The sequence below is a fragment of the Actinoallomurus sp. CA-150999 genome, assembly GCF_050942425.1.
In the GTDB taxonomy this organism is placed as follows: domain Bacteria; phylum Actinomycetota; class Actinomycetes; order Streptosporangiales; family Streptosporangiaceae; genus Actinoallomurus.
The window spans coordinates 1,001,768-1,027,350 of record NZ_CP192063.1 but is presented as its reverse complement, the minus strand read 5'-3'; the positions used below and the strand labels follow the sequence as shown (position 1 = coordinate 1,027,350).

Sequence of the window (25,583 nt, the reverse complement as noted above, 5' to 3'; positions counted from 1 at the left end):
AGCTCAGGGCTTGCGGGCGACTCCCGCCAGGAAGTACCCCTGCGGGTACCTCTCGGTGATCCGCTTGGCCTCCACCGTCTCGGGGCGCCACGCCGAGACGTTGGCGAGCCCGGGGTCGACCAGTTCCAGGTCGCCGAAGAATCCGCGGATCCGCTCGGTGCTGCGCGTGATGATCGGGGTGGAGGAACGCCGGTAGATCTCCATGACGGGCGCGACGGCGTCCGGGAGGGCGTCCCCGCAGACGTGGCTCAGCACGAGGTACCCGCCCGGCGGCAGGGCGTCCCGGAACCGCGCGACGATCTCCTCGGGGCCGTCGGAGTCCTGGAGGAAGTGCACGATCGCCACGAGCAGGATCGCGAACGGCCGGTCGAAGTCCAGGCGATCGCGTACCTCGGGGCTGCCCAGGATGTCCTCGGGCTGCCGGAGGTCGGCCTGGAGGATGTCGACGTTCTTGGATCCGGCGAGGATCGCGCGGCCGTGCGCGAGGACGACCGGGTCGTTGTCGACGTAGACGACCTGGGCCTCGGGGGCGGTGCGGTGGGCGACCTCGTGGACGTTGTTCTGGGTCGGCAGCCCGGTGCCCACATCGAGGAACTGCCGGATGCCCGCCTCGGCGAGGTGGCGCACGGCCCGGCCGAGGAAGGCGCGGTTCTGCTGGGCGGCGATCCGGATCTCGGGTGCGATCTGCAGGACCATCTCGGCGGCGGCGCGGTCGGGCGCCAGGTTGTCCTTCCCGCCTAGGTAGTAGTCGTACATCCGGGCGGCGTTGGGGGTGCTCAGATCGACGCTCTTTGAATCCGAATCGTCCCGATCCGTCACTCCACGCCCCCTCCGTACGGTACGCCCGCAACGCCAGGTAGTTTAGCTACTTAAAGCCACCAATGGTGCGCAATATGCACATCAAACTAGAATCTGTTCTCGTTAGAGTCTCAGCCCAGGGCAGGGCCGGAGGGGACGGGGTCCGCGCCGCCACCGGCCGCGTCGGGCAGGATCCGGGCGAACGGCCGCAGGTTGGCCACGCTCTCGCCGCGCTTCACGCGCCAGTCCCACTCGCGCCGGATGGACTCGGCGAACCCGAGCTCCAACGCGCGGTCGAAATTGTCGTCAGAGTAGGTCAGCACGCAGCCGAGGATCCGGTCCACCTCCTCGGGCGTCACCGCCGAGAGCGGAAGCCGTCCCACCAGGTAGACGTCGCCGACCGGGTCGAGCGTGAACCCGACGCCGTACATCCCGCCGTTCTTGCGCAGCAGCCAGCGGTAGAACTCCTCGTGGTTCTCGTCGGGCTGCCGGCAGAAGAACGCCTCGACGTGCAGGCTGTGGTCGCCGGCGATGAGCCAGGTCATCGTCGCCAGCTTGTGCTTGCCGGGGAGCTTCACGAGGTACGCCCCGGGGCGTGGACGCTCGTACTCCAGCCCCTGCTCGTCCAGGATCGCCTTGAGCGCCTCGTCGGCGTTCATCGTGCCCTCCCTTACGCGGAGACGGCCATGGTCCGTGCCTCGACGGCCTCGGCGTACACCTCCAGGAGCCGGTCGGCCGTGGCGTCCCAGCCGAAGCCCCTGGCGTGGCGGACGGCCGCGTCCGACATCGCGCGCAGCCGGCCCGGCGTGCCGATCAGGCCGTGCAGCACGCGAGCGTAGTCGGCGGGGTCGTGGCCGTCGATCAGGACCCCGGACCCGCCGTCCCGTACGGCGATGCGCAGGCCGCCGACCGATGCGGCGACCACCGGGGTGCCGCACGCCTGCGACTCGACGGCGACCAGGCCGAACGACTCACTGTGGGAGGGGACGACGGTGACGTCCGCGGCCCGGTACCAGTCGGCCAGTTCGTCCTGGGGGCAGGGCGGTTCGAAGCGGACCACGTCGGCGACGCCGAGCCGGGCCGCGAGGCTCCGCAGTTCCTCCGGGCGGGAGCGCGCCGACCCGCTGGGCCCGCCGACGACGGCGACGAGCAGCCGGTCGCGGAGGCTCGGGTCGTCCTCGAGCATGCGGGCGGCGGCGTGGATGAGGACGTCGGGCGCCTTCAGCGGCTGGATGCGGCCGACGAACAGGAGGATGACGGCGTCCGTACGGAGTCCCAGGCGGTGCCGTGCCCCGTCCCGCGGGGTGAACCGGGACAGGTCCGCTCCGGGGGCGACGGTGGCGACCTGGCCGGGGTCGGCGTCGTACAGCGAGGCGAGCTCCCGGGCCTCTTCGGCGGTGTTGGCCACGAGCCGGTCGGCGGAGTCGACGACCTGCTGCTCGCCGAGTACGCGGCCGAGGGGTTCGGGCGTGTCACCGGTGGCCAGCGAAGTGTTCTTGACCTTCGCGAGGGTGTGCATGGAGTGGACGAGCGGGACGCCCCAGCGCTGTCGCGCGGCCCACCCCGCCTGGCCGGACAGCCAGTAGTGGGAGTGGATGATGTCGTAGTGGCCGGGGTCGTGCGCCGCCTCGATGCGCAGCAGTTCGGAGGTGAACGCGCACATGTGGCCGGGCAGTTCGGACTTGTCGAGGTCCTCGAACGGACCGGCGGCGACGTGCCGGACGTTCACGCCGGGCACCAGTTCGACGACCGGCGGGAGGGCCCGTGAGGTGTGCCGGGTGAAGACGTCGACCTCGACACCGCGTTCCGCCATGCGTTTGGCGACCTCGACGATGTAGACGTTCATCCCGCCGGCGTCCCCGGTCCCCGGCTGTTCCAACGGCGATGTGTGAACACTGATCGTCGCGACCCGGGCCAGACCCGACACGGACACCACCTCCGTTACAACAACTTATCGGCCACATCACCGCATTCCCCCGGCCCGGGGGTGTACGCCATGCGCCTGAGAGGATGTCGATCGTGCGGAGAACAGCAGTAGTCACCGGAGCAAGCAGCGGAATCGGAGCGGCCACGGCCCGCCGGCTCGCGGCCGAGGGGTTCGACGTCGTCCTCGCCGCGCGCCGCGTCGACCGCCTGGAAAAGCTCAAGGCGGAGATCGAGAGCGCCGACCCTGCGGGGCGGCGGAACGCCGTCGCGGTGGTGGCCCTGGACGTGACGTCCCAGGAGTCGGTCGACACCTTCGCGGCGTCGCTGCGGCAGTGCCACGTCCTCGTCAACAACGCCGGCGGGGCGGCCGGCCTGGACCCGGTCGCCGAGACGGACCCGGCCGACTGGCAGTGGATGTTCGAGACGAACGTCCTCGGGCTGATGCGGGTCACCAAGGCGCTGCTGCCCAAGCTCATCGACAGCGGCGACGGCCACATCGTGAACATCACCTCGCTGGCCGGGCACGTCGTCTACGAGGGCGGGGCCGGGTACACCGCGGCCAAGCACGGGGCCGCCGCCGTCAACGACACGCTCCGCCTGGAGCTGTACGACAAGCCGGTGCGCGTCACCGAGGTGGCGCCGGGGATGGTCCGGACGGACGAGTTCTCCCTCGTCCGGTTCAAGGGAGATGAGGAGAAGGCCGAGAAGACGTACGAGGGCGTGGCCGACCCGCTGACCGCGGAGGACGTCGCCGACTGCATCGGCTGGGCCGTCACCCGCCCGTCGCACGTCAACATCGACCGGATCGACGTCAAGCCGCGCGCCCAGGCGGCCGCCCACAAGGTGCACAGAGTCTGATCACCTGATCGTCTGGTCGCGGCGGTCCGCCGGGGACCGCACACTTGGTGCGTGCCCCGTCCCCCACGGCCCGAAGGCGTCATCACCCGCGGCACGACCGCGCCCAACCGGCTCCGCCGCGCCGACCGCTGGATCGCCTCGGTCCACGGCCCGCTGCTGCGGCGGGCCGACCGGCCCCTCGTCGTGGACCTCGGGTTCGGGGCATCGCCGATCACGACGGCCGAGCTGTTCGGACGGCTGCGGGCGGTGCATCCGCGGGTCGAGGTCGTCGGCGTCGAGATCGATGCGGCCCGGGTCGCCGCGGCGAAACCGCGCGAACGCGAGGGGCTGTCGTTCCGGCTCGGCGGTTTCGAACTGCCCGTGGACCGGCCGCCGACGCTGATCCGGGCGTTCAACGTGCTGCGCCAGTACGGGGAGGACGAGGCCTGGGCGGCGTGGGATCGGCTGTGCGCCGGGCTGTCCCCCGATGGCGTTCTCGTCGAGGGCACGTGCGGGGAGATCGGCCGCCGGGCCGCCTGGGTGGCCCTGGAGACCACGGCCCACATCCGTTCGGGAGGTCGACCGGGCGTGTCCGTGCCGCGGACGATCACGTTCGCGGCACACCTCCCGACGCTGTCGCATCCGTCCCAGCTCGCCGAGCGGCTCCCCAAGACGCTGATCCACCGGAACGTCCCCGGCGAGCGGGTCCACGAACTGCTGACCGCGTTCGACCGCGCGTGGGCGGCCGCCGCGCCGCAGTCGGTGTTCGGGCCGCGACAGCGCTGGGTGACGGCGGTGGAGCTCCTCACCCGTGACCATCCGGTGGTCACGACGCCGCCGTTCGGGGGCCGGGCCCGGTGGAGGCTCGGCGAGGTCACCCTCCCCTGGTCGGCCGTCGCCCCGCAATAGATCTTCTTGATGCCGTCTTTGCGGTAAAAACCACCTTTCGCCATAGAAACGGCATTTCGGGCGGACGACCGTTGGAGTACTGGTCACTTCCACCGAGGAGATGATTCTGATGGGCGAAGGCCATGAGATGCGATGGGGCGGTCTGGCCGGCATCGGTGCGGTGATCTTCGCGGTGGTCGGCCGGATCGTGATGGGCGGCATGCCACAGCTCACGAACGCCGCCGGGGTGGTCGCCATGTACCTGGCCGGTCACCGGGCTCAGATCATGTGGGGCACCATCCTGTACGCCATCGCCATCTCCCTGTTCCTGTGGTTCGGCGCGGCCCTGTCCACGGCGTTCCGGCGCGCGGACGACAAGAGCGACGCCCCCACCGTCGTCCTCGCGGGGTTCATCCTCGTCTCCGCGATCGCCTTCATGGCCATCTCGGTGTTCGCCGGGATGACCTATGCCATGACCGAGTACCGGGCGCTGCTGCTGTTCTCGCCCGCGCCGTACGCCACCATGACCATCGTGGGGACGGTGGCCGGGATCGCCGTCGCACTGACGCTGGCCGCCACCGCCGTGGCCATCGCCCGCACGCATGTCTTTCCCATGTGGATGGCGTGGTTCGCCGGAATCGTCGCGCTGCTCCAGTTGCTCGCCGCCTTCACGCTGGGAATCACCGGAGGCGTTCTGGTGCCCGGCGGATGGCTGGAGACGTACGTCCCCGGCGTCCTCGCGGCGCTCTGGATGCTGGCCGCCAGCGGCCTGCTGGTCCGCGAACACCTGCCGACCGTACGGCTGCGCGCCCCGCACGTCATGGGCGGCCACGCCTGACATGTCAAAACGCGACCGGGCCGCTCGCGGCGCCCTCGCAGGAGGACCCTGAGCGGCCCGTGCCGTCACGGTGGCGACGCGCGCTCGAGGTCGAACCGGTCAGAAGTTGTACGGCCATTCATGCTGCTTTTCGGAGAACCGCGCGTTCTAGGCTGGACCGACAGATGTGGTCCAGTGAACGGTGTGCCGGATGAACCTGGCGGCGGTGTCCGAGGCCGTGCCGCTGATAGCGGCGACGGACGCCGTTTCCGGAGTGAGCGAGCGATCCGAAACGGGGTGACCAGACGCCGTGTCAGCAGAGGCTCCTCCGCCGAACGAGCGGGTCCGGCGTCAGGATGTCAACGCCGGGCAGGACGCCTACGTCGCCGGGCGGGACCTCACGGTCAATACCGTGTCGACGCCGGTGGCGCGGTCGGCTTATCTCCAGCAGGTACGGCGCATCGCTCCGCCGGATTTGGTCGGACGCGAGCCAGAACTAGCGGAGTTGACGGAGTTCTGCACAGCCGAGGTCGGCCCTCAATGGATGTGGTGGCAAGCACCGGCGTGGTCCGGCAAGTCGGCGTTGATGGCGTGGTTCGTACTGAACCCTCCTGAAGGTGTCCGAGTGGTGTCGTTCTTCATCACCGCTCGATGGGCAGGCCAAAGCGACCGGCACGCCTTCGTCGACGTGGTCCTGGAGCAGTTGACCGACGTCGCCGGGCGACCGATGCCCGTGTTCCTGACGGAGGCGACGCGTGAAGCGCACCTGCTCGCCATGCTCGAGGATGCCGCACACCGCTGCGCCGACCAAAGACAGCGAGTGGTGTTGGTCGTCGACGGATTGGATGAGGATCGAGGAGTGACGACCGGCCCGGACGCGCACAGCATCGCCGCCATGCTTCCTGCGGTCCTGCCAGACGGAGTCCGGGTGGTGATCGCAGGCCGCCCGAACCCACCCGTCCCTGCCGACGTCCCTGACGGACATCCACTGCGAGGTCCCGGCGTGGTGCGGAGGCTTGCTCCCTCGCCCTACGCCCACGCGATCAAAGCCGATGCGCAGCGCGAGCTTAAGGAGTTGTTGCACGGTACACCCGCCGAACAAGACCTCTTGGGATTGGTCGCTGCCGCTGGCGGTGGCCTGAGCAGCGCAGATCTGGCCGCGCTGACAGGGTGGCCGGAGATTGAAATCGACGACCACCTATCGGCCGTATCAGGACGCACTTTCTCGACACGGGCCAGTCGATGGCAGGCAGAGACCGGGCCCGTGGTGTACGTGCTGGCGCATGAGGAAATCCAAAACGCAGCCGTCGCCTATTTGGGCGAAGCCCGACTCGCCGGATACCGGCAACGGTTGCACACCTGGGCAGATGGTTACCGCGATCAGGGCTGGCCCGCCGAGACTCCGGAATATTTCCTGCGCGGCTATTACCGACTCTTGAACAGCATCGGGGACGTGCAACGCATGGCCGACCTGGCGATGGACCAATCCCGCCATGATCGCATGCTTGAGGTAACTGGTAACGACCTCGCGGCCATGTATGAAATCTTCACTCTTAATCAAAGGCTCTCCAGACAGTCCCACGACCCGACACTCACGCTGCGAATGATCGACACTGTCGACCGTTTCCTTCAACGCAGGGATCAGATCTCGGATTGGCCCACGCATACACTGCAGGACCTGCTGGAGCTGGTTTCCGCCATGGCCGCCTCGGGGGATCTAAAGCTCACCGATTCCATTTTTGCCGACGCCGATTTCCAGGCGCAGGCCTGGCGGGAGATGCGCGAGGTGGCTGCAGCCGCAGCCGCAGGCGATCTGAATCGCGCCCGCGAACTCCTCGGGCGATCCACGGCTCTCCTCCATTTTTCACCACCATCGGAATGACAAGAACAATCGCCAGTCGGCGGCCCGACCCGGACCGACGCTGCCAGTCTCAGCCGCCACCGAGTAGATCGCGCGCCGAGCTCGCCGCGAGCCGCAGGGCCTCGTCCAGTCGTCCGGCGCGCCGGCCGCCCGCGTTCGCGACGGTGCCCTTGCCGCCCGCGCCGCCGCCGATCGCGGTCGCCGCGGACGCCAGGACCGTACGCGCCGGTGCGCCGAGGTCCGGGCTGACCGCCGCGACCATCACCGCCCGGCCGCCGATCTCGGCGCCGAGCACCACCACGCCGCCGCGGCGTTCGAGGACGTCCGCCGCGAGCGGCCGCAGTTCGTCCGCGTCCACGCCGGAGACCCGCTGGACGACCAGCCAGCCCTGGCCGACGCGCTTGGCGAGCCCCGTCAGGCGTACCGCCTCGGCCGTCAGCTCCTCTCGCCGGTGCCGTTCCAGCACGCGGCGCGCCTCCGCGAGTTCGGTCAGCCGCTGCCGCAGCCGCCCGGGCGCCTTCTCCGGGCGCACCCGCAGGAGGTCGGCGAGCTCGGTGAGCAGCGCACGCTCGTGGTCCTGGTGCCGCAGCGCGTCCACGCCGGTCAGCGCCTCGATCCGGCGCACGCCGGAACCGATCGAGGACTCGCCGAGCAGGTCCACCGGTCCCGCCTGCGATCCGTGGCCGACGTGGGTGCCGCCGCACAGCTCGCGGGAGAAGTCGCCGATGTCGACGACCCGCACGTGCTCCCCGTACGTCTCGCCGAACAGCGCCATCGCCCCGGCCGCCTCCGCCTGCGCCCGGTCCGCGTGCCACACCCGGACCTCCGGGTCGTCGAGCAGATGCTCGTTGACCAGGGTCTGCACCTCCCGTAGCCGCTCGGGCGCGAGCGGCTCGAAGTGCGTGAAGTCGAACCGCAGCCGTCCCGCGTCGACGAGCGACCCCCGCTGGGCCGCGTGCTCGCCGAGCACCCGGCGCAGCATCGCGTGCAGGACGTGCGTCGCCGTATGGGACCGCGCGACCGCCGCCCGCCGCTCGGCGTCCACGATCGCCTCGACCTCTCCCGGCACGACCTCGCCCGACTCGACCCGCGCGACGTGTACGTGGCCCGGCCGGGTGTCCGTCACGGCGAGGACCGCGCCGGACGCCGTACGGATGCGGCCCCGGTCGCCGACCTGGCCGCCCGCCTCCGCGTAGAACGGGCTCCGATCGAGGATCACCTCGACCTCCTCGCCCTCGACCGCCGCCGGAACCTCCACCCCGTCGCGGAGGATCGTGCGCAGCCGCGCCTCCGCACGCGTCGCGTCGTACCCGACGAACTCGGTCCTGGTCTCCGCCCGCGGCCCACGGCCCGGCTCCGTACGGCCGGACCGGCTGCGCCGGCGGCGTTCCTCCAGCAGCGCGCCGAACGCGTTCTCGTCGACGGTGAGCCCCGCCGCCCGCGCCGCGTCCACCGTCAGGTCGAACGGGAAGCCGTACGTGTCGTGCAGGTCGAACGCCAGCCGCGGCGACAACCGGCGCTCCCGGATCGCGGTGTCGAGGATCCGCGACCCCTGTCGCAGCGTGCGCGCGAAGCCGTCCTCCTCGGCGCTCACCACCTTCTCGATCAGCGGGCGCGCCGTCTCGAGCTCCGGCCAGGTCGTACCGTGCAGGTCCACCACCGCGCCGGTCACGGTCGGCAGGACCGCGTCCTCGACGCCCAGGAGCCGCGCGTGCCGGATCGCCCGCCGCAGCAGCCGCCGCAGGACGTACCCGCGCCCGTCGCCCGAGGGCAGGACCCCATCCGCGATGAGGAACGCCGCCGCCCGCGCGTGGTCCGCGACGATCTTCAGCGAGGTGTCGTCGCCGCCACCCGACAGGTCCCGCACCGTCTCCAGTACCGGGAGCATCAGGTCGGTGTGGAAGATGTCGGGCACGTCCTGCAGCACGAGCGCGAGCCGGTCCACGCCGAGACCGGTGTCGATGCTCTTGGCCGGAAGCTCCCCGACAATACGGAAGTCCTCGTCGCGAACGTCCTGCATGAAGACGAGGTTCCACAGCTCCAGGTAGCGTTCGCCGCTCGACACGGGGCCGCCGTCGGGACCGTACGCCGGACCACGGTCGTAGTGGATCTCCGAGCTCGGCCCGCACGGGCCCGCCATGCCCATCGACCAGTAGTTGTCCTCTTTACCGAGCCGCTGAATGCGCTCGCCGGGCACCCCGAGCCTCCGCCACAGGCGCTCGGCCTCGTCGTCGTCCTCGTAGACGGTGATCCACAGCCGGTCGCGCGGCAGGCCGAACCCTTCGGTGATCAGCTCCCACGCCCACGCGACCGTCTCCTCCTTGAAGTAGTCGCCGAAGGAGAAGTTGCCGAGCATCTCGAAGAACGTGACGTGCCGGGCGGTACGGCCGACGTTGTCCACGTCGACGGTGCGCACGCACTTCTGCAGCGTGGTCGCCCGGCGGAAGTCCGGAACGCTCCGGCCGAGGTAGTACGGCTTGAACTGGTTCATCCCCGCGTTGGTCAGCAGCAACTCGGGATCGGGCGAGACCAGTGAGCTCGCGGGCACGCGGCGATGCCCGCGCGCGGTGAAGAAATCGAGGAAGACGGAACGGATCTCGGTGGATCGCATGAAAGAGCCTCACGAGGTCGGCGGGACGATGACACGCACACGCCGAGCCGGGCCGGGCCGGGACTACCCGTCCCCCGGCTCGGCGCGGCTAGCTCGCCGCCCCACCTCGTGAAGATCCATGTCCCGGACCGTACCCACGCGGCCCGGACCGCACAATCGGTTTTCGCGAGCCGAAGACCTACATACAGTAGTACTACTGACTGTAGTACTACGGACGATAGGATGCATCGCGTGAAGGGTCTCGGAGAGCTCGAACGTACGGTCATGGAAGTCCTGTGGGAGCGGGAGAACGGCGCGACCGCCCGTGAGGTCGGCCGGGCGCTCGCCGACGACCGCGACCTCGCGCACACCACGGTCATGACGGTCCTGGACCGGCTGGCCAAAAAAGGTTTTCTGGTTCGTGAGAGGGAAGGACGTGCCTGGCGCTACCGTCCGGTGGCAACGAAAGAGGCGTACGTCGCCGAGCTCATGCTGGGCGCGCTCAACATGACCGGTGACCGCGATGCCGCGCTGGCGCACTTCGCGCGCTCGGTCTCCGGTGACGAGGTCGAGCTGATGCGCCGCGTGCTCGACGAGGTGGAAGGGACATAACCGGGATGACCGGCACGGCCCTACTCGCCCTGGTGGCAGCCGCGAGCGCGTTCGGCGCGCACCGGCTGACGCGCGCCCGCTGGACGTGGCGGACGCCGCGCACCGCGATCGTTCTCTGGCAGGCTCTTGGCCTGGCCTGGGGCCTGGCCTCCATCGGTACCCTGCTCGGCCTCGGCGTCGCGCCGTACGGCGAGGGCGTCGTCGGCGGCGTCATCCGTTTCTTCGCCGACCCGCAGGCCCTGTCGCCGATCCGGATCGCCTCGGTCGCCGCCGGTCTGACCTTCATGCTCGTTCTCATCGCCATGCTGCTCGTCGCGGTCGCCGGAGTCGTCCGCGCGCGGCGGCGGCACCGGGCCCTGCTCGCCCTCGTGGCACACGGCGACCCCGAGATGCCCGGCACGCTCGTGCTCGACCACCCGGCGGCGGCCGCCTACTGCGTCCCCGGCGTACGCTCGTCCAAGGTCGTCGTCAGCGCCGGCACGCTGGAGATCCTCGGCCCGTACGAGCTGGCCGCTGTGCTCGACCATGAGCGCGCGCACGTCCGCGAACGCCACGACCTCGTCCTGCTGCCCTTCACGTCGCTGCGCCGGATCTTCCCGCAGGCGCGCATCGTCGGCCGCACCCTCGACGCGGTGGAGCTACTCGTCGAGATGGCCGCCGACGACCGCGCCCGCCGCCACCGCCCGGCCAAGGAGCTCGCGACGGCCCTGCTGCGGTTCGCGGCCGCCCGCCCGGCCCCGACCCCGGCCGGCACCCTCGGCGTCACCGGCATCGACACGGCCGACGAGACCAGCCCGATTCTCGTACGGGTCCGGCGGCTGCTGGCCCCGGCGCCGTTCCCGCGCCCGCTGCGCGGCGCCATGCTGGCCGGCGCGACCCTCGTCGCCGTCCTCCCTCTGATCCTCTACGCCATCCCGGCCTGACGCCCGGCGGCACCGGATCCGCGGCCGGGCGACGCAACGTAACGATCCATTTCCGGCATTTGTGACGCGCTAAATGCGCGGCGGCCCCATTAAGCGGCCCACTCTTAGGGTGATTCGTTACCGCGCCGTATAGTCGTTCCGACATGGAAACGTAACTGCGGGGGACGACTGCGGGACCAAACGGTCAGTTCGTGTTCTATTCCGCCGGTGCCACGATGAGCCGCATTAGGTGATCAATCATTGATCGCCCAATGGACGCGCCGGAGGTATGGCATGACCGTCAAGGAAGCCGAGATCGCCGAACGGACCGCCGAGAAGTGGCGGACCACCGCCGGAGACGACAACCCCGCCGGACCGCTCTTCGCGGCCGGCACGTTCGCGGAAGCGGACCTCATCGAGGCGGAGACGAGCTACACGGGCATCTGCAGCGCGTGCAGCGCCTCGCACACCCACCCCTGCTGCTGAAGCTCGCTACTGGACGCGGACGGTGAGCCCTGACGTGAGCCCTGCTGCCGGTGACTTCGTACGATCGCTGAACTGCCTGGTCGAGCCGGCCCTGGACGGACTGTGGGAACGACTCGGATCCGTCCCCGGCCTGGCCGAGTCCGAGCGGACCGCGATCCGGGACGGCACCGCGGCGGCGCTGTACGAGACGGCTCATCGTAAGGTCGCCCGCGTCCTGATTCTGGAGCTGAACGCCGCACGGATCACCGGCCGCCTCACGGCCGGTGATCCCGCGGCGCGCTGGGCCGAATTCGCGGAGATGTCGTCGTCTCCGCGGTACTGGGAGTCCCTGTCCGGGCACTACCCGCCGCTCCCCGCCCGGCTCCGTACGGTGCTGTCGAGGCGGTGCGCCGCGGCGCTGGCGCTGGCCCGTCGGCTGGCCGCCGACCGGGACGCGACGGCGCGGCTGCTCGGCGCGGAACCCGGGCCGCTGTCTCGCGTCACCTTCGGCGCCGGGGACAGCCACCGGGGCGGTCACACGGTCGCCCTCCTGGAGTTCGACGCCGGCACGGTCGTGTACAAGCCGCGGCCGGTGAGCGTGGACGCGGTGCTCGCCGAGATGCTGGCCGAGGTGTTCCGCGACGTCCCGGAGGGAACGCGGATCCGGGTCCCTCGGGTCGTGCCGCGCGACGGGTACGGCTGGGCCGAGTTCGTGACCCACCGATACTGCGCGGATGTCGCGGAGCTGTCCGCGTTCTACCGTGGCATCGGCCACTGGCTGGGCATGATGCGGCTGCTCGGCGGCAGCGACCTGCACGCCGAGAACGTCATCGCCTGCGGACCGGCGCCGGTCGTCGTGGACTGCGAGACGCTGTTCACGCCGGTGCACCCGATCCCTCCGTCCGGGCTCGGGCTCGCGCCCGACCGGGCGCGCGCGCTGGTCGGCACGACCGTGCTGCGGACCGGGATGCTGCCCAACCGGGGGACCGCCCTGGGCTGGCGGGGCGTGGACGCCTCCGCGGCGGGATCGCTCCCCGGCGAGCAGCCGATCACCGAACTGCCGGCCATCGTGGACGCCGGCAGCGACCAGGCACGGATCGGAACCCGACCGGTCGAGCCGACGATCGGTGCGAGCCACCCCAGCCCGGAACCGGTGCTGGCCGACCACTGGCAACGCGTCCTCGACGGCTTCGCCGAGACGACGGAGATGTTGCGGTCGATCGACCGGGCGGGCGCCCTGGAACCACTGCTCGCCCGCTTCGCCGACTGCCCGATCCGCGTGGTCCTGCGCTCCACCGAGGCGTACACCGAGCTGGGTCGAATGCTGTGGCATCCGGTGTCGCTGCACGACCCCGATGCCGCCGCGGACCGCGCCACCGAACTGCTGACCGCGATGGCCAGGCACGTTCCCGGTGCGCCGGGCGATCCGGAGGTCGTCGCCGCGGAAGTGGCCGACCTGTTCGACGGGGACGTGCCGTTCTTCGCCACCACGCCCCGTCGCGGGCGGCTGGACGGCCCGCGCGGCACGTCGTACCTGCCCGAACAGGACCTCGTGGCGGCCGCGCTACAGCGGTGGCGCACCGCCGACCTCCGGCTGGAGCGCGACGTCATCCGGGCGACGCTGGTCAGCGCGTACCTCAACGACGGCTGGCTGCCGGGCGATCCGGGGATGCGGGTGGAACGGCCGCGCCGCGACGACCTGGACCGCAGGCGACGCCGGGTCGTGGCGGCGCTGATCCGCGAGCTTCGCGACGCCGCGCTCCGCGCCGAGGACGGCACCGTGACGTGGATCGCGCCGGTGCTCGGCCCGGCGGGCTGGGCCGTGCAACCGCTGGGCCCGGACGTCTACGGCGGCCTGACCGGAGTGGCCGTCTTGCTCGCCGCGTATCAGCGGGAGAACACCGCCGGCCGCGCCGATGACGTCGACGGTGTGGCCGGGCTGCTCGACGCCGTGCTGCGCACCGTACGCGCGGCAGAGGACAAGGACACCGCCCTCCGCCTGGAGGAGACCCGGTTGCGCCCGCCGCCGCCCGGCGGGTACATCGGACTCGGCTCGCAGATCTGGGCGTGGCTGACCCTGCACGCCTGGGGCGCGGCCGGCCCGGACGGCCTGGACCGCGCCCGCGCGCTCGCCGCGCTGCTGCCCAAGGCGGTCACGGCCGAGGACCGGTTCGACGTGCTGACCGGAATGGCCGGGGCGATCGTCCCGCTGCTGCAACTCGCCGCCGTGACCGGTGAGGACGACTGGACGCGCCATGCCGTCATCATCGGCGACCGGATCATCGCGGGCGCCCGGTGGAAGGCGGGAACCCTGTGCTGGCCCTCCCAGCGCTGGCCGGACGGCCTGGGCGGGTTCGCCCACGGCGCGACCGGCATCGGGTGGGCACTGGCCCGTCTCGCCCTGACGACCGGCGAAACGCGATTCGCCGACGCGGCACGGGCCGCGTTCTCCTTCGAGGAGTCGCTCTACGACCCGACCGTCGACGGCTGGCTCGACCTGCGCGAACCCGAGGAGAAGGTGGCCTCGGCCGCCTGGTGCCACGGCGCCGTCGGCATCGGGATCAGCGCCGCCGACCTGGCACGGCGCGGCTGGGACGGCGCGGACGCCCTCGTGGGGCGCGCGGTCGAGCCGGCCGCCCGGCGCGGCTTCGACTGGAACCACACCCTGTGCCACGGCGACCTGGGCTGCTGGGAGCTGTTCGACCACGCCCTGGCACTCGACCGCGCCCCGGCCGGGCTGGACCGTACCGGGCTCGACGCCCGGGTCGTCACCAGCCTGGAGGACAACGGCCCGGCCAGCGGACTGGCCCGCGACGCGTACTCCCCGGGCATGCTCGCCGGCCGAGGCGGCATGGCCTACCAGTTGCTGCGACTGCACCCGGACAGCGGCCTGCCCTCGATCCTGACCCTGGACTCGGCCGAGCACGATGGCTCCAGCGGCGAGTCGCGTTAGTGCCGCTCAGCGGGTGGGCGCCCAGAGTCGGTCGGCGTCGCCGACGGCGAGACTGCCTCGGTAGGTGTCGATCTTGTGGTCGATGAGCCGGAGGTTCTCCTGTATCTCAGCGAGCTTGGCGGTCACCTCGGCGCGGTGGGCCTCCAGCAGAGCAAGCCGTTCCTGCTCGTTACCGGACCCGTCGGATACGAGCTGGGCGTAGCGGCGGATGGTCTTGATCGGCATGCCGGTGGCCCGCAGTTTCGTGCAGATGGTGATCCACTGGAGGTCGAGCCGGTGGTAGCGCCGCCGGCCGCTGTGGTTGCGTTCGACGGGGGTGACGACCAGGCCGGCGCGTTCGTAGTAGCGGAGCGTGTGCACGCTGACTCCGGTGCGGCGAGCGGCCTCGGCGATGCTCAGGCCCGTCCGCGGGATGGAGTGATCGGATTCGGATTCCGGCTGCTGCTTGACTTCGAGCACGCTCTAAATCCTAACTCCCGTGATCATCCGGCCTTGGGGAAGTCGCCCGGCTCACGGCCGCCCGGCGCGTGGAGCCAGGCGAGAAGGTCCGGCGGCGCCATCGACGCCACGCGGGCGCGATATCCGGCGATCTCATCGTCGGTGAGAACCTCTTCGGCGGCGCCGGACCGCCCCCGGCGGAAGAACGACGTGGTGCTCTTGATGATCCCGGCGTCAGGGGCGAACCGGTCAGCACCGGCCCGCATCCGCTCGAAGGTCGCCGCCTGTACGAGCCCGGGCCAGGCAGGTTCGGGCACCGCTATCTCCAGGTGTTCCGCGAGCCTGCGCATCTGTCCTTCGAGATCGCGGGACAGGTCGTCATAGTGGATCAGCAGCACGTTGGGGTCGCCGCGCCTGGCCCAGGCGTCGCCCAGGTGAAACATGACGCCGGGCAGTGAATCCAGGTTCTGCCGGGGGTCCGTGTCGTGGCCGATCCAGGAGAGCAGCCAGTCGTGCAGTGTCTTGCGCTGTGCCGTCGGATCGGTGGGCAGCTGATTGCCGGTCAGTTCCGACATCCGGGCGATGTCGATGTTCGTGATGTGGTGGTAGAGCGACACCGCCAGGTCGAGCGGATGTCGGGCCGTCACGATGTATGTGACGCGAGGATCGATCGGGATCCCGTCCAACGGCGTGTGCGTCTTGATGAACCGGCGGTGTTGCTGCGCGGCGAGCAGCGCGAACACCTCGTCACGCGGCATGGTCAGGTGGTCCAGCCACGGCGACAATCGCCCCAGCGGAGCGGGCAGGTCGGGAGTCTGGAAGATCAGCAGCGCACAGATCATCTGCGTCCAGGTCGTACCGCTCCTGGACCGGGTGCTGATCACAATGTCGCCGTCCCGAAACGGGAACCCGTCCCAGCGACTGCTGTCGTCATCCAGCGAGTGGTAACGAAAGGGCGCCAACTACTCGCTCAGCCGCGCTCGTCAGTACGGATCAGCTCAGCCACCTCGACGCAGTCGCCCTGCGTGGTGGTGCTCTCGCTGCGACTGGACTTTCGCCAGGTCGTCATGAGAATCGCTCCATCGCTTCTACGATCAGATCCAACGAGGCGTTCTTGGGCAACGCGACGTCGCCGATGAGATCGAACCACACTCGGTAGGAATTTGTCTCGGTTGTGTCCTGTATGAGCCGCCCGCCGCCAGGGGCGATCGTGTAAACCGAATCCACTCCCCCGATGGTCATGATTTTGAAGGATCCGTCCCGACCAGCGTGGGCGCCGACGGACTGCGGCACCACTCGCACGCTGACGTGCGGACGTTTCGCCAACTCGATCAGATGGGCGAGTTGCTCGCACATGATCTCGGAAGAGCCGACCGGCTGGGTTATGACGCGCTCGTCGATGAGCGCCCACACCCAGGGCGGAGGAGTGCGGTTCAGGCATTGCTGTCTCTCGACTCGAGCCTTGGCGCCCGCTTCCGCCCCGTCAGTGCCCGCCGCGTCGAACATAGCGCGTGCGTAGCCTTCGGTCTGGAAGAGGCCGGGTATCCAGCCAAGATCCCAACTACGGAGTTCGCCAGCGTCGGCTTCCAGTTCCAAGTAGCTCGCGGACCAGCTGACGTCATGTCCGAGCTTGGCGAACTTGACGAGGCGACTGTAGAGACCGCCGGTGCGCCAGGCATCATCGATCTTGACCGCGTGCTTCTCCTGGAGCTTGGTTTTGCCGCATTCAACGTAGGCGACCAGAGATCGGTCCCGACCGATGACCTCACCAACGACGGCGAGAGATATGTCGCGTTCTTGGCGCTGTCTCCTGAGGTCGAAAGCGATTAAGTCCCACAGATTGCCGTCCGGGTCGAATCCGCTGCGGTAGCGCACCGTGACTCCTTTTGTTGAATCTCGCTAGCTCGCCTAGTCAACGTAGCCAGGCGAGGCGCATGCTGTCCGACGAACACGGAAAGTGGCGAGAGAAGAGCGATGGGTGACGAAAATGACCTTCGACGCATTTCAATTCGCGACGGACCTGCCGGGCGTCCGCACGGACCCGCTGGCCTCCATGACGCCCACTCCGGCGGTCCTCCGGCCGTCCTGGATCGCGCTGAACGTCAGCCGCGCATCGGTCGCCAAGGCCAGACGGTTCGCCGCCGACGTCATCGCGGACCACGTCACCGATCCCGGCCACGCGGACGACATCGTGCTGGTCGTCTCCGAACTCGTCACGAACGCCCGGCGCGCCGCCGCCGAGGTCCGCCGCTGGGAGCCCCACGACCTCCCCCTGCGACTCGGGATCCTCGCCACCGACCGCCACGTGCACCTCTACGTCACCGACCCCGACCCACGCCCCTTTTCGGCGAACCCCGCGCCGGCGAACGGCTGGGGCCTGGGGATCGTCGACACGTACGCCGCAGCCCGCTGGATCACCTACACCCAGATCGACAAAACCGTCCACGCTCTCATCCCCGCTCCCGGCGTCACCGTGACTACGGCCGAATTGGAATCGGCCCGTCGCGAGTGAAAGCGGACGTGGCTCGAGAGAAGCCAGGCCGGCGTCATCTCGACCGTACGCCGGTGCCCACGCCCCTCCAGGCTGATAATTTCGAACATATGTGTGGTCGTAGGGGGTGGAGTGTGGATATGCCAAGATCACTCTCGTACCCTGGCGACATGGACGGGGCCATGCACGGGGAACGAGCAGCGCTTGTCGCGCTGCTGCGCGCACGCCCCGGCGGCATGAGCTGGTCGGAGATCACTGCCGACGTGCTCGAGGCGGGCAGCGCCCTGCAGGTATGGGACGCGACCGTACCGGCGACGCTGATGGCTCTGCCAGGCGAAGACGATCCCCTAGGCTCAGCCGCCGAGGACATTGGCCGGTGGGCAAGCCAGGGGCATCGGCTGCTGACGATCCTCGATGCCGAATATCCCTCGCGGCTGCGCGGCATTCATCAGGCGCCGCCGGTGCTCTTCGCCCGCGGAACCCTGCTGCCCGATGAGGTCGCGGTGTCCGTCGTCGGCTCTCGCCAGGCATCCGACCGCGGGCTCCGCATCGCCGCCCACCTCGCACAAGAACTGGCCGCCCGCAATGTAACCGTCCTTGCGGGGCTGGCCCTCGGGATCGACACAGCCGCGCACCGCGCAGCTCTCGATGCCGATGGTCGCACCGTCGCCGTCATCGGTACGGGCATCAACAAGACATATCCGGCTGCGAATCGGGCGTTGCACGAGGAGATCGCATCACATGGCCTCCTGCTGTCACAGTTCTGGCCGGATGCTCCGCCCCAGAAATCCAACTTCCCGATGAGAAACGCCACCATGTCGGGCTACGGGATCGCCACAGTGGTGGTCGAAGCGGGTGAGCAGAGCGGCGCTCGTATCCAGGCGCGCTTGGCCGTGGAGCATGGCCGCCCGGTGATTCTCACCGAATTGGTCGTCGAGCGGAACGACTGGGCGAAGGCACTGGTCGGCCGTCCCGGCGTACATGTCGCCGAGCGACCCAGCGCCGTCCTGTCGGTCATCGAAGAATTGATCACGGAGGGTGCGCGGGTCGACGCCGAGTTGCTGAGACTGGTGTCCGCACAGACATGATCACTCCCGAGGCAGAAGCCCGTCTCCGGACTGCCCTCGTGTCGGCGGCAGGCGGTTACCTCCGGAATCCGCTACGCCAGGCCAACGTCACGTGCGCCGTCTGCACGACGCCGGTCGACGGTTTCAGGTGCTGCTTCTCCTGCAACGCGCACCGGGTCCACGCCGGGTTAGCAGATGCCGTCGCGCCGCTGACCTACGCCGTGGGTCTTCGCCAGTCCGGCTACATCATGCGGGGTTACAAGGCGAAGCCACCCGTCGAAGAGCACCGCCGCATCGTGGCGATGCTTCTAATCCTTGCCCTGTCCACGCACACAGGATGCGCCGGCGTCCTCCTCAACGCCCCGGTGACGCACTGGACGACCGTGCCCTCGTTGCCCGCGAGATCAGGAGAACACCCTCTCCACCAGTTGGTCAAAGGCACGGCGCCAGGAACGGAGATTCCCCTCGTCGCCTCGCCGAACGTCGCCGACCCCAGATCGGTGAACCCTGATCACTACACAGCTCACGGCCTCCTTCCCCGTGGTTCGCATGTGCTTGTGATGGACGACACCTGGGCGCGAGGCGGCCACGCTCAGTCGGCCGCGCTCGCCCTGCGGAGAGCGGGCGCCGCCCGGGTCTCAGTGCTCGTCGTCGCGCGATGGATCAACGAGGGCTTCGCCGACAACCGCAAATTCCTCGTCGACCTGGCAGACAGGGATTTCGACCCGCTGTTCTGCCCATGGACCGGGGAGACCTGCCCCGATTTCGAAGGCCGACATGACCGGGCGACCACCTACGTTTGAGGCCCGGAGGCTGGCAATCTTCTCGCCACCCCTTTCCCGAGCCGACTTGAGCGGCGGGGTACGTCATCCCTGCCCCCAGGCACCTCGCGCCATGGGCGTTTACTGAAACTGAACATCGTTGAGCTTCAATAAACGGCCCTGACAGCACAGCCTCGGCCCGCCCGAGCGATTCGCCTGAATTGCCGACATCCGTCCTGCGGCGGGCACACGCCGGGGCATGCGCGGACCCGCGTCGTGGGCTAGTCCTCCCGGGCCGGACGGAGCACCCGGCGCACGGCGCCGCGCAGCCACTGGTGGGCCCCGTCGGCGGTGTGGCGCGGGTGCCAGGCCATGCCGATCGTCAGTGGTGGCAGCGGCAGTGGGATTTCCAGCAGGCGCAGTCCCAGCGCGTGTGCCGCGTCGCTGAGTGGTGAAGGGGGCTCGCCCGGCAGCGCGGTCGGTACCAGGCAGACCACGTCGCCGACTGCGGCCAGCGCCATCGCCGCCAGGTGTCCGGGCAGGACGGTGCTGACCCGCCGGCTGAGCCCTTGCTCGGCCAAGGCCGCGTCCAGCGGGCCGGTGAAGCGGCCCCGGCGGCTGACCGCCACGTGCTCGGCCGCGGCCAGCCTCGCGGGTGTCAGGGTTCCTTCGGCGAGCGGGTGCCCGGCCCTGACGCCGGCCGCCATCCGCAGCGTGACCAGCTCTTCTACTCGGGTCTCCGGGTCGACGTGGTCGATGACCCCGATCTCCAGGTCGATCCGGCCCTCGCGCAGCGCGGGGCCCGCCTCCCACTCCTCGGCCAGCACCCGCAGCGAGACGCCCGGCGCCTGGCGCCGGGCCAGCCCGAGCAGACCCGGCGCCAGTGCCGTGCCGACGAGGTCCGCGGCCTGGACGGTGAAGGTGCGCCGCAGTGCGGCGGGGTCGATCCCGCCGCTCGGGGTGAGCAATGCCTCCAGCCGGCGTACCACCGCGGCGGCCTCGTCCCGCAGCGCCTCGGCGCGGGGTGTGGGCACCATCGCCTGTCCGGCCCGCACCAGTAGCGGGTCCTGGAGCACCCGGCGCAGCCGGGCCAGGGTGCGGCTCATCGCGGCGGGGGAGGTGCGCAGCCGCGCGGCGGCACGGGTGACGCTCTGCTCGGTCAGCAGGGCGTCGAGGGCGACGGCGAGGTTGGCGTCGAGGTTCGGGTCTGGGCTGCTCACCGACATTATTCCGTTTCGGGCAATGATTGGATGCTGAAGTTCCCATTGTGGCAATGCGGTTCGGGTCTGCACGCTGAAGGGGCTGTACCGATCCGACACCGACCGCGAGGTTTTCATGATCGTCATTACCGCCCCCACCGGGAACATCGGCCGGCGGCTGCTGTCGCTGCTGGTCGAGGCCGCGCCCGCGCGCGGAGAGGAGTTGCGCGTCGTGGTCCGCGATCCGGCCCGGCTCCCCGACGCCGTGCGCGGACGAGTCGAGGTGGTCACCGGCTCGCACAGCGACGCCGCGACCGTCGAGCGCGCCTTCGCCGGGGCCGATGCCGTTTTCTGGCTGGTGCCGCCGGACGCCTCGGCCCCGCCCGACGAGGTGTGGAGCGGCTTCACCCGCCCGGCCGCGCGGGCGTTCGCCGCCCACGGCGTCGGCCATGTCGTCGGCGTCTCGGCGCTCGGCCGCGGCACCCCGCAGGCCGCCCGGGCCGGGCTGGTCACCGCCTCCCTGGCCATGGACGACCTGATCGCCGACTCCGGCGTCGCCTACCGCGCCCTGGCCTGCCCGTCCTTCTTCGAGAACCTGCTGGAGGAGGCCGACTCGATCCGCGAGAACGGCGTCTTCACCGACACCGTCACCGCGGACCGTCCGGCCCCGCTGGTGGCCGTCGCCGACATCGCCGCGACGGCGGCCGGGCTGCTGCTGGACCGCTCCTGGACCGGCGTCGGGAGTGTTCCGGTGCTCGGCCCGCAGGACCTGTCGCCCAACGACCTGGCCGGCATCATGACCGAGGAGCTGGGCCGTCCGGTCCGCTACCGGCGCCGGCCGCTCGACGAGCTGCGGTCCACCCTGCTCGGCTACGGCCTCAACGAGGCGTTCGTCGAGGGCATCGTCGACATGAAGCGCGCCAAGGACCAGGGCCTGGACTCGGGCGTCGAGCGCTCGCCGGAGGCGGGCCCGGCCACCGGATTCACGGAATGGTGCGCGCAGACTCTCAAGCCCGCCGTCCTCGCCACACCGGAGGCAGTCGATGCCCACTGACCGAACCGCACCGCCGGTCACCGCGTTCATGCTGGGAAGCACCGGCCGGCAGTTCAGGTGGAACGGCGTACTGCGGCCGTAGGCACATTTGAGGCGCCGGCGATCTTCTAGACGCCCCCTGCCCGAGCCGGCTTAAGCCGCGGGGTACGGCGTCGGCGTTTCCAGTACGCCACGGTGACCGCTGCCAGCAGCGGTCCCCACAGCAGCAGCGGCACGTAGGCGGCGACGGCGAGCAGGCCCTTCCAGTCGTAGAGATTCAGCGGGAAGTCGGCGGCGAGCGGACGGCCGTGCACGTTACGCCCGAGGGATACGGCGGCCATCGCCGAGGTCCACATGAACGTAAGGATCCCCGCGCCGATGGAGGCCGGGATGACGGCGGCGAGTACCGGCACCTTCCGGCCGCGTAGGCCCGGTACCCAACGCGGGAAGACCTCCCCCCACGTGGAGATCAGCCCGACGGCGGTGAAGGCCAGGAGCTCCGAGAAGATCGAGAGTACGACGACGTAGAGCTCCATCGGCAGCCACGAAGGCAGCTCGCCGCTGCCCTGCTCGCCATGGGCGATCGGCGCGTGGAAGGTGACGGCCGCCACCCGCCAGAGGCTGGACGGCAGCACGGTGAACGGGATGGCGTAGGCGGCGATCCGTGCCCAGCGCGGCACCCCTGCCACGGAAGCATGAGCGGCCGCCCAGGCGGCGCGCAGCCGCGTCCCCCAAGACGCTTGGCTGAGAGTGGTCATCCGGTCGGTCCCCTTCGGTGGCGGCTGTCCATCGATTCCGAAGATCGCAGTCCGCACGGCCGTACTCGTCACCGACGAAGGGGAGCCGGGTCCCCCGCCCGGGGGAGATCGCGAGCAACCCGGCATGCGGGCTCGCCGGCTCGTACGGTCAGGTCGGGATCTGGCGGAGTATCTCGGCGAAGGCGCGGACGCGTGCCGTGTGGCCGCTGCGCGGCCAGATCAGTCCGTACTCGATGGGTGGCGCGTCGCGGAACGGGACGAAGACGATGCCGGGGCGTCCGTTGTACTGCGCGGCGCGCAGGGCGGCGGGCGAGACTCCACGGCCCGTGGCGACGAGTGAGAGGACCTCGGCCCAGTAGACGGCGGAGGCGCTGCGGGCGATGGCTCGTCCCTCGGGTGTCTCGCGCGGATAGTGGTGGTCGAGCCAGTAGTCCGGGATGGCGCCCGACATGGCCACCAGCGAGGTGCGGGCGAGGTCCTCCAGGAACACCGACTCGCGACGGGCGAAAGGATGGCGCGCGGGGACGATGAGAGCGCGCGGTTCTGAAAAGATCACCGGGCCGGCGACCAGGTCCGGTTCGCGCACGGGGAACTCGGTGAGCTGCAGGTCCAGTTCACCCGCGCGCATCGGCCCGAACGGGTCGGTGAGCTGAACCTCCTGGACCTGTACGGCGCAGTCGGGGTGGCGGCGGCGGAAAACATCGGCGGCTTCGAGCACCGCGTCGCCCGCCCACTGCGAGGAGAAGCCGACGCGCAGCGTCCCCGTCACGCCCTTGCCGTACGCGATCGTCCGGGCCACCGCCTCCTGGATCTGCCGGTAGGCCGGGGCCAGGTCGTCGTGGAGGCGCTGCCCGGCCGGGGTCAGCGCGACCCGGCGGCTCGTACGGTCGAACAGCGTCACGCCCAGGCGTCGTTCGAGTTGCTTGATGATCTGGCTGACCCGGCCCTGGGCCAGCCCGAGCCGTTCCGCGGCGCGCCGGAATTGGAGCTCCTCGGCCAGCGTCAGGAACGCCTCGATCTCGTGCCGCTCCATCACCGCGAGCCATCCCCTCCATCGGTGAGTCGCGCGCACCGATCGGTGAGAACAACGATCTCGTTCCGGCTCGCCGCACACCCGATCGTTGGACCATGCGATCTGCCAATGAACTGTACGACTACAGCCCCATCACCGAGCGCTCTCCGATCAGCTGGCCCGGCGGCGCGAGGGTCGCCGTCTACGTCGGACTCAACGTCGAGCACTTCCTGGTCGACCGCCCCTCCACCAGCATCTGGCCCGGGACCGCCGAGCTGGTTCCCGACGCGCTCAACTACGGCTGGCGCGACTACGGCCCCCGCGTCGGCATCTGGCGTGTCCTGGAGAGCCTCGACCGGCACGGTGTCCGGGCCAGCGTGCTGCTGAACTCCGACGTCGTCCACCACTACCCGCAGATCGTCAAGGCCGGCGTGGAGCGGGACTGGGTGTGGCTCGCGCACGGGCGGACCAACTCGATCCTGCACACCGGCATGACGCGCGACGAGGAACGCGCCGTGCTCTCCGAGGTCGTCGACACCATCGCCGGGGCGACCGGCCGTCGGCCGCGCGGCTGGATGGGACCGGGACTGACCGAGACGTTCGACACCCCGGCCCTGCTCGCCGAACTCGGCCTCACGTACGTGCTGGACTGGACCAACGACGACCAGCCCTACCCGTTGAACGTGCCCGGGATGATCAGTGTCCCGTACACCGTGGAGCTGAACGACCTGGGCCTCTTCGGCAAGGGCACCACCGGACCGGAGTTCGTCCAGGTGGTGCGGGACCAGTACGAGCAGCTGCGCGCGGACTCACAGGACAGCGGCCGGGTGATGGCGCTGGCCCTGCACCCGTTCGTGATCGGCCAGGCGTTCCGCGCGAAGTACCTCGACCAGGCGCTGGCCTACCTCGCCGCACAGCCCGACGTGTGGCTGACCACCAGCGACGAGATCGCCGAGCACTACCGGACCACGATGCCCCAGCACACCTGACGAGCTCCGAACCTACGACTCCCGCAGGGACCGGAAGAACGCGCGTATCTGTTCGGCGACCGTCTCGGGCTCCTCCAGCGGCATGAAGTGCCCGCCGGCATCGGCGTCACGCCACTGCCGGATGTCGGTGTAGCTGCGCTCCGCGAGCTCCCGCGGGTAGGTGGCGTCCTCGGTGCTGAGGGTGACGGCCGTCGGTACGTGGATCAGCGGTCGCGGCGGGTTGAGCGGGTAGTCGTGATACGTGCGGAACGAGGTGCCGATCGAACCGGTCGCCCAGTAGAGCGTGACGATGGTGAGGAGCAGGTCCTTGGAGAACCGCGACTCGACGTCGCCGCCACAGTCGCCCCACGCGCGGTATTTGTCGACGATCCAGGCGGCCAGGCCCGCCGGGGAGTCGAGCAGGGCCGCGGTGAGCGTGTCGGGGCGGGTGATCTGCATGGCGCTGTAGCCGCCGTCCTCCTCGTCCTCGACGGCCCGCAGATCCAGATAGGCCTGTTCGGCCGCTGAGAGCGGCCGCTGCGGGTCGGGCTCGGTGGGCAGCTTCGGGTGGATCGTGTGGATGCCGATCAGCCGGTCGGCATGCTCGATCGCCAGCCAGTTGGTGACATCGGCGCCGATGTCACCACCGTGGGCGCCGAACCGCTCGTACCCCAGCTCGGACATCAGCCTGACCCACAGCCCGGCGATGAGCGGACGGGTGATCGGGCCCTCTGGGGTCCCGGAGAACAGGTGCCCCGGCAGCGAGGGAATGACCACGTCGAACGCGTTGCCTGGATCCGCGCCGTGGCGGCCCGGGTCGGTGAGCAACGGCACCAGCGGCAGCATTTCCACGAAGCTGCTGGGCCAGCCGTGGGTCAACACGAGCGCCGGCGGCGGAGCCGCGCCCGGAGCGCGCACTCCCCTGACGTGGACATAGTGGACGGGCGTGCCGTCGATGTCGGCCAGCCGATGGGGCAGTGCGTTGAGTTCTGCTTCACGCGCTCGCCAGTCGAAGCCGCGCGCCCAGTAGTCCACCAGCTCCCGCAGATAGTGCGGATCGGTGCCCGCCGCCCACGGTGCGCCCGGGGTCGGCTCGGCGAACCGGGTGCGATCCAGGCGGTGGCGAAGGTCATCGAGGACCTCCTGCGCGATGGCGATCGTGAACGGCTCGTGTGTCATGTGCTCAGCATGGTCCGGAGCGGTGACA

24 protein-coding genes are annotated in these 25,583 nt (G+C 70.1%); 13 read left to right on the top strand and 11 right to left on the bottom strand.

Translation table 11 applies throughout. The features are described 5' to 3' along the window. Positions 1-3 precede the first annotated feature (3 nt). The 3 genes from ACQP2O_RS04860 to mshA form a co-directional block, all read right to left on the bottom strand. On the bottom strand, positions 4-819 hold the full coding sequence (locus ACQP2O_RS04860) for an SAM-dependent methyltransferase (RefSeq protein WP_433180267.1): 816 nt from the start codon (positions 817-819) through the stop codon (positions 4-6). 110 nt (positions 820-929) lie between these two features. After that, positions 930-1,457 (bottom strand): YbjN domain-containing protein, encoded by a 528-nt coding sequence (locus tag ACQP2O_RS04855; protein WP_433180266.1) that lies wholly within the window; start codon positions 1,455-1,457, stop codon positions 930-932. 11 nt (positions 1,458-1,468) lie between these two features. Beyond that, positions 1,469-2,725, bottom strand: coding sequence for a D-inositol-3-phosphate glycosyltransferase (mshA, locus tag ACQP2O_RS04850; protein ID WP_433180264.1), 1,257 nt, complete (start codon positions 2,723-2,725; stop codon positions 1,469-1,471). Positions 2,726-2,817: 92 nt separating this feature from the next. Between mshA and ACQP2O_RS04845 the strand changes: the two genes are divergently transcribed. The 4 genes from ACQP2O_RS04845 to ACQP2O_RS04830 all read left to right on the top strand — a co-directional run bounded on the left by ACQP2O_RS04845 (position 2,818) and on the right by ACQP2O_RS04830 (position 7,148). Next, a complete protein-coding gene (locus tag ACQP2O_RS04845) occupies positions 2,818-3,582 on the top strand; it encodes an SDR family NAD(P)-dependent oxidoreductase (RefSeq protein WP_433180263.1) in 765 nt (254 codons plus the stop codon). Positions 3,583-3,633: 51 nt separating this feature from the next. Then, entirely contained in the window at positions 3,634-4,470 is an 837-nt protein-coding gene (locus tag ACQP2O_RS04840; protein WP_433180261.1) for a class I SAM-dependent methyltransferase, read from the top strand. A gap of 109 nt (positions 4,471-4,579) precedes the next feature. After that, entirely contained in the window at positions 4,580-5,287 is a 708-nt protein-coding gene (locus tag ACQP2O_RS04835) for a hypothetical protein (protein WP_433180259.1), read from the top strand. Positions 5,288-5,576: 289 nt separating this feature from the next. Continuing rightward, positions 5,577-7,148 (top strand): hypothetical protein, encoded by a 1,572-nt coding sequence (locus ACQP2O_RS04830; protein ID WP_433180257.1) that lies wholly within the window; start codon positions 5,577-5,579, stop codon positions 7,146-7,148. A gap of 49 nt (positions 7,149-7,197) precedes the next feature. Here ACQP2O_RS04830 and alaS read toward each other — a convergent pair whose 3' ends face one another. Then, positions 7,198-9,738, bottom strand: a complete 2,541-nt coding sequence (alaS, locus tag ACQP2O_RS04825) for an alanine--tRNA ligase (protein WP_433180256.1) — start codon at positions 9,736-9,738, stop codon at positions 7,198-7,200. Between the two features lie 231 nt (positions 9,739-9,969). Between alaS and ACQP2O_RS04820 the strand changes: the two genes are divergently transcribed. The 4 genes from ACQP2O_RS04820 (at position 9,970) to ACQP2O_RS04805 (ending at position 14,649) form a co-directional block, all read left to right on the top strand. Continuing rightward, positions 9,970-10,329: a BlaI/MecI/CopY family transcriptional regulator gene (locus ACQP2O_RS04820; protein WP_433180255.1), complete on the top strand. Its 360-nt coding sequence runs from the start codon at positions 9,970-9,972 to the stop codon at positions 10,327-10,329. Positions 10,330-10,334: 5 nt separating this feature from the next. Further along, complete coding sequence (locus tag ACQP2O_RS04815) at positions 10,335-11,252, top strand: M56 family metallopeptidase (RefSeq protein WP_433180253.1); 918 nt, start codon at positions 10,335-10,337, stop codon at positions 11,250-11,252. Positions 11,253-11,525: 273 nt separating this feature from the next. Continuing rightward, positions 11,526-11,717, top strand: coding sequence for a DUF6229 family protein (locus tag ACQP2O_RS04810; RefSeq protein WP_433180251.1), 192 nt, complete (start codon positions 11,526-11,528; stop codon positions 11,715-11,717). A gap of 34 nt (positions 11,718-11,751) precedes the next feature. After that, entirely contained in the window at positions 11,752-14,649 is a 2,898-nt protein-coding gene (locus tag ACQP2O_RS04805) for a type 2 lanthipeptide synthetase LanM family protein (RefSeq protein ID WP_433180249.1), read from the top strand. A gap of 6 nt (positions 14,650-14,655) precedes the next feature. Here the strand turns inward: ACQP2O_RS04805 and ACQP2O_RS04800 are convergent, their stop codons facing one another. From ACQP2O_RS04800 to ACQP2O_RS04790, 3 genes are all read right to left on the bottom strand, one after another. Then, positions 14,656-15,108 carry a MerR family transcriptional regulator gene (locus ACQP2O_RS04800; RefSeq protein WP_433180247.1) on the bottom strand — a complete coding sequence of 151 codons (453 nt, stop codon included), beginning with the start codon at positions 15,106-15,108 and terminating at the stop codon, positions 14,656-14,658. A gap of 23 nt (positions 15,109-15,131) precedes the next feature. After that, on the bottom strand, positions 15,132-15,971 hold the full coding sequence (locus tag ACQP2O_RS04795) for a sulfotransferase domain-containing protein (protein ID WP_433180245.1): 840 nt from the start codon (positions 15,969-15,971) through the stop codon (positions 15,132-15,134). A 181-nt stretch (positions 15,972-16,152) separates the two neighbouring features. Continuing rightward, positions 16,153-16,962, bottom strand: a complete 810-nt coding sequence (locus tag ACQP2O_RS04790; RefSeq protein ID WP_433180243.1) for a helix-turn-helix domain-containing protein — start codon at positions 16,960-16,962, stop codon at positions 16,153-16,155. A 112-nt stretch (positions 16,963-17,074) separates the two neighbouring features. On the opposite strand from ACQP2O_RS04790, the gene ACQP2O_RS04785 reads away from it, so the two are divergent. From ACQP2O_RS04785 to ACQP2O_RS04775, 3 genes are all read left to right on the top strand, one after another. Continuing rightward, positions 17,075-17,599 carry an ATP-binding protein gene (locus ACQP2O_RS04785; RefSeq protein ID WP_433190931.1) on the top strand — a complete coding sequence of 175 codons (525 nt, stop codon included), beginning with the start codon at positions 17,075-17,077 and terminating at the stop codon, positions 17,597-17,599. A gap of 149 nt (positions 17,600-17,748) precedes the next feature. Then, positions 17,749-18,666, top strand: coding sequence for a DNA-processing protein DprA (locus ACQP2O_RS04780; protein WP_433180242.1), 918 nt, complete (start codon positions 17,749-17,751; stop codon positions 18,664-18,666). Further along, positions 18,663-19,448 carry a hypothetical protein gene (locus ACQP2O_RS04775; protein ID WP_433180241.1) on the top strand — a complete coding sequence of 262 codons (786 nt, stop codon included), beginning with the start codon at positions 18,663-18,665 and terminating at the stop codon, positions 19,446-19,448. Before ACQP2O_RS04780 ends, ACQP2O_RS04775 begins: the two co-directional genes overlap by 4 nt. A 239-nt stretch (positions 19,449-19,687) precedes the next feature. Here ACQP2O_RS04775 and ACQP2O_RS04770 read toward each other — a convergent pair whose 3' ends face one another. Next, positions 19,688-20,626, bottom strand: coding sequence for a LysR family transcriptional regulator (locus ACQP2O_RS04770; protein WP_433180239.1), 939 nt, complete (start codon positions 20,624-20,626; stop codon positions 19,688-19,690). 115 nt (positions 20,627-20,741) lie between these two features. On the opposite strand from ACQP2O_RS04770, the gene ACQP2O_RS04765 reads away from it, so the two are divergent. After that, positions 20,742-21,659, top strand: coding sequence for an NAD(P)H-binding protein (locus tag ACQP2O_RS04765; RefSeq protein WP_433180237.1), 918 nt, complete (start codon positions 20,742-20,744; stop codon positions 21,657-21,659). Positions 21,660-21,766: 107 nt separating this feature from the next. On the opposite strand, the gene ACQP2O_RS04760 is transcribed toward ACQP2O_RS04765, so the two are convergent. Together ACQP2O_RS04760 and ACQP2O_RS04755 are read right to left on the bottom strand one after the other, a co-directional pair. Next, positions 21,767-22,396 (bottom strand): hypothetical protein, encoded by a 630-nt coding sequence (locus ACQP2O_RS04760; RefSeq protein ID WP_433180235.1) that lies wholly within the window; start codon positions 22,394-22,396, stop codon positions 21,767-21,769. 148 nt (positions 22,397-22,544) lie between these two features. Next, positions 22,545-23,429 (bottom strand): LysR family transcriptional regulator, encoded by an 885-nt coding sequence (locus tag ACQP2O_RS04755; protein WP_433190929.1) that lies wholly within the window; start codon positions 23,427-23,429, stop codon positions 22,545-22,547. 95 nt (positions 23,430-23,524) lie between these two features. On the opposite strand from ACQP2O_RS04755, the gene ACQP2O_RS04750 reads away from it, so the two are divergent. Further along, on the top strand, positions 23,525-24,397 hold the full coding sequence (locus ACQP2O_RS04750; RefSeq protein WP_433180233.1) for a polysaccharide deacetylase family protein: 873 nt from the start codon (positions 23,525-23,527) through the stop codon (positions 24,395-24,397). Positions 24,398-24,409: 12 nt separating this feature from the next. Here the strand turns inward: ACQP2O_RS04750 and ACQP2O_RS04745 are convergent, their stop codons facing one another. Continuing rightward, positions 24,410-25,555 (bottom strand): epoxide hydrolase family protein, encoded by a 1,146-nt coding sequence (locus tag ACQP2O_RS04745; RefSeq protein ID WP_433180231.1) that lies wholly within the window; start codon positions 25,553-25,555, stop codon positions 24,410-24,412. Positions 25,556-25,583: the final 28 nt, after the last annotated feature.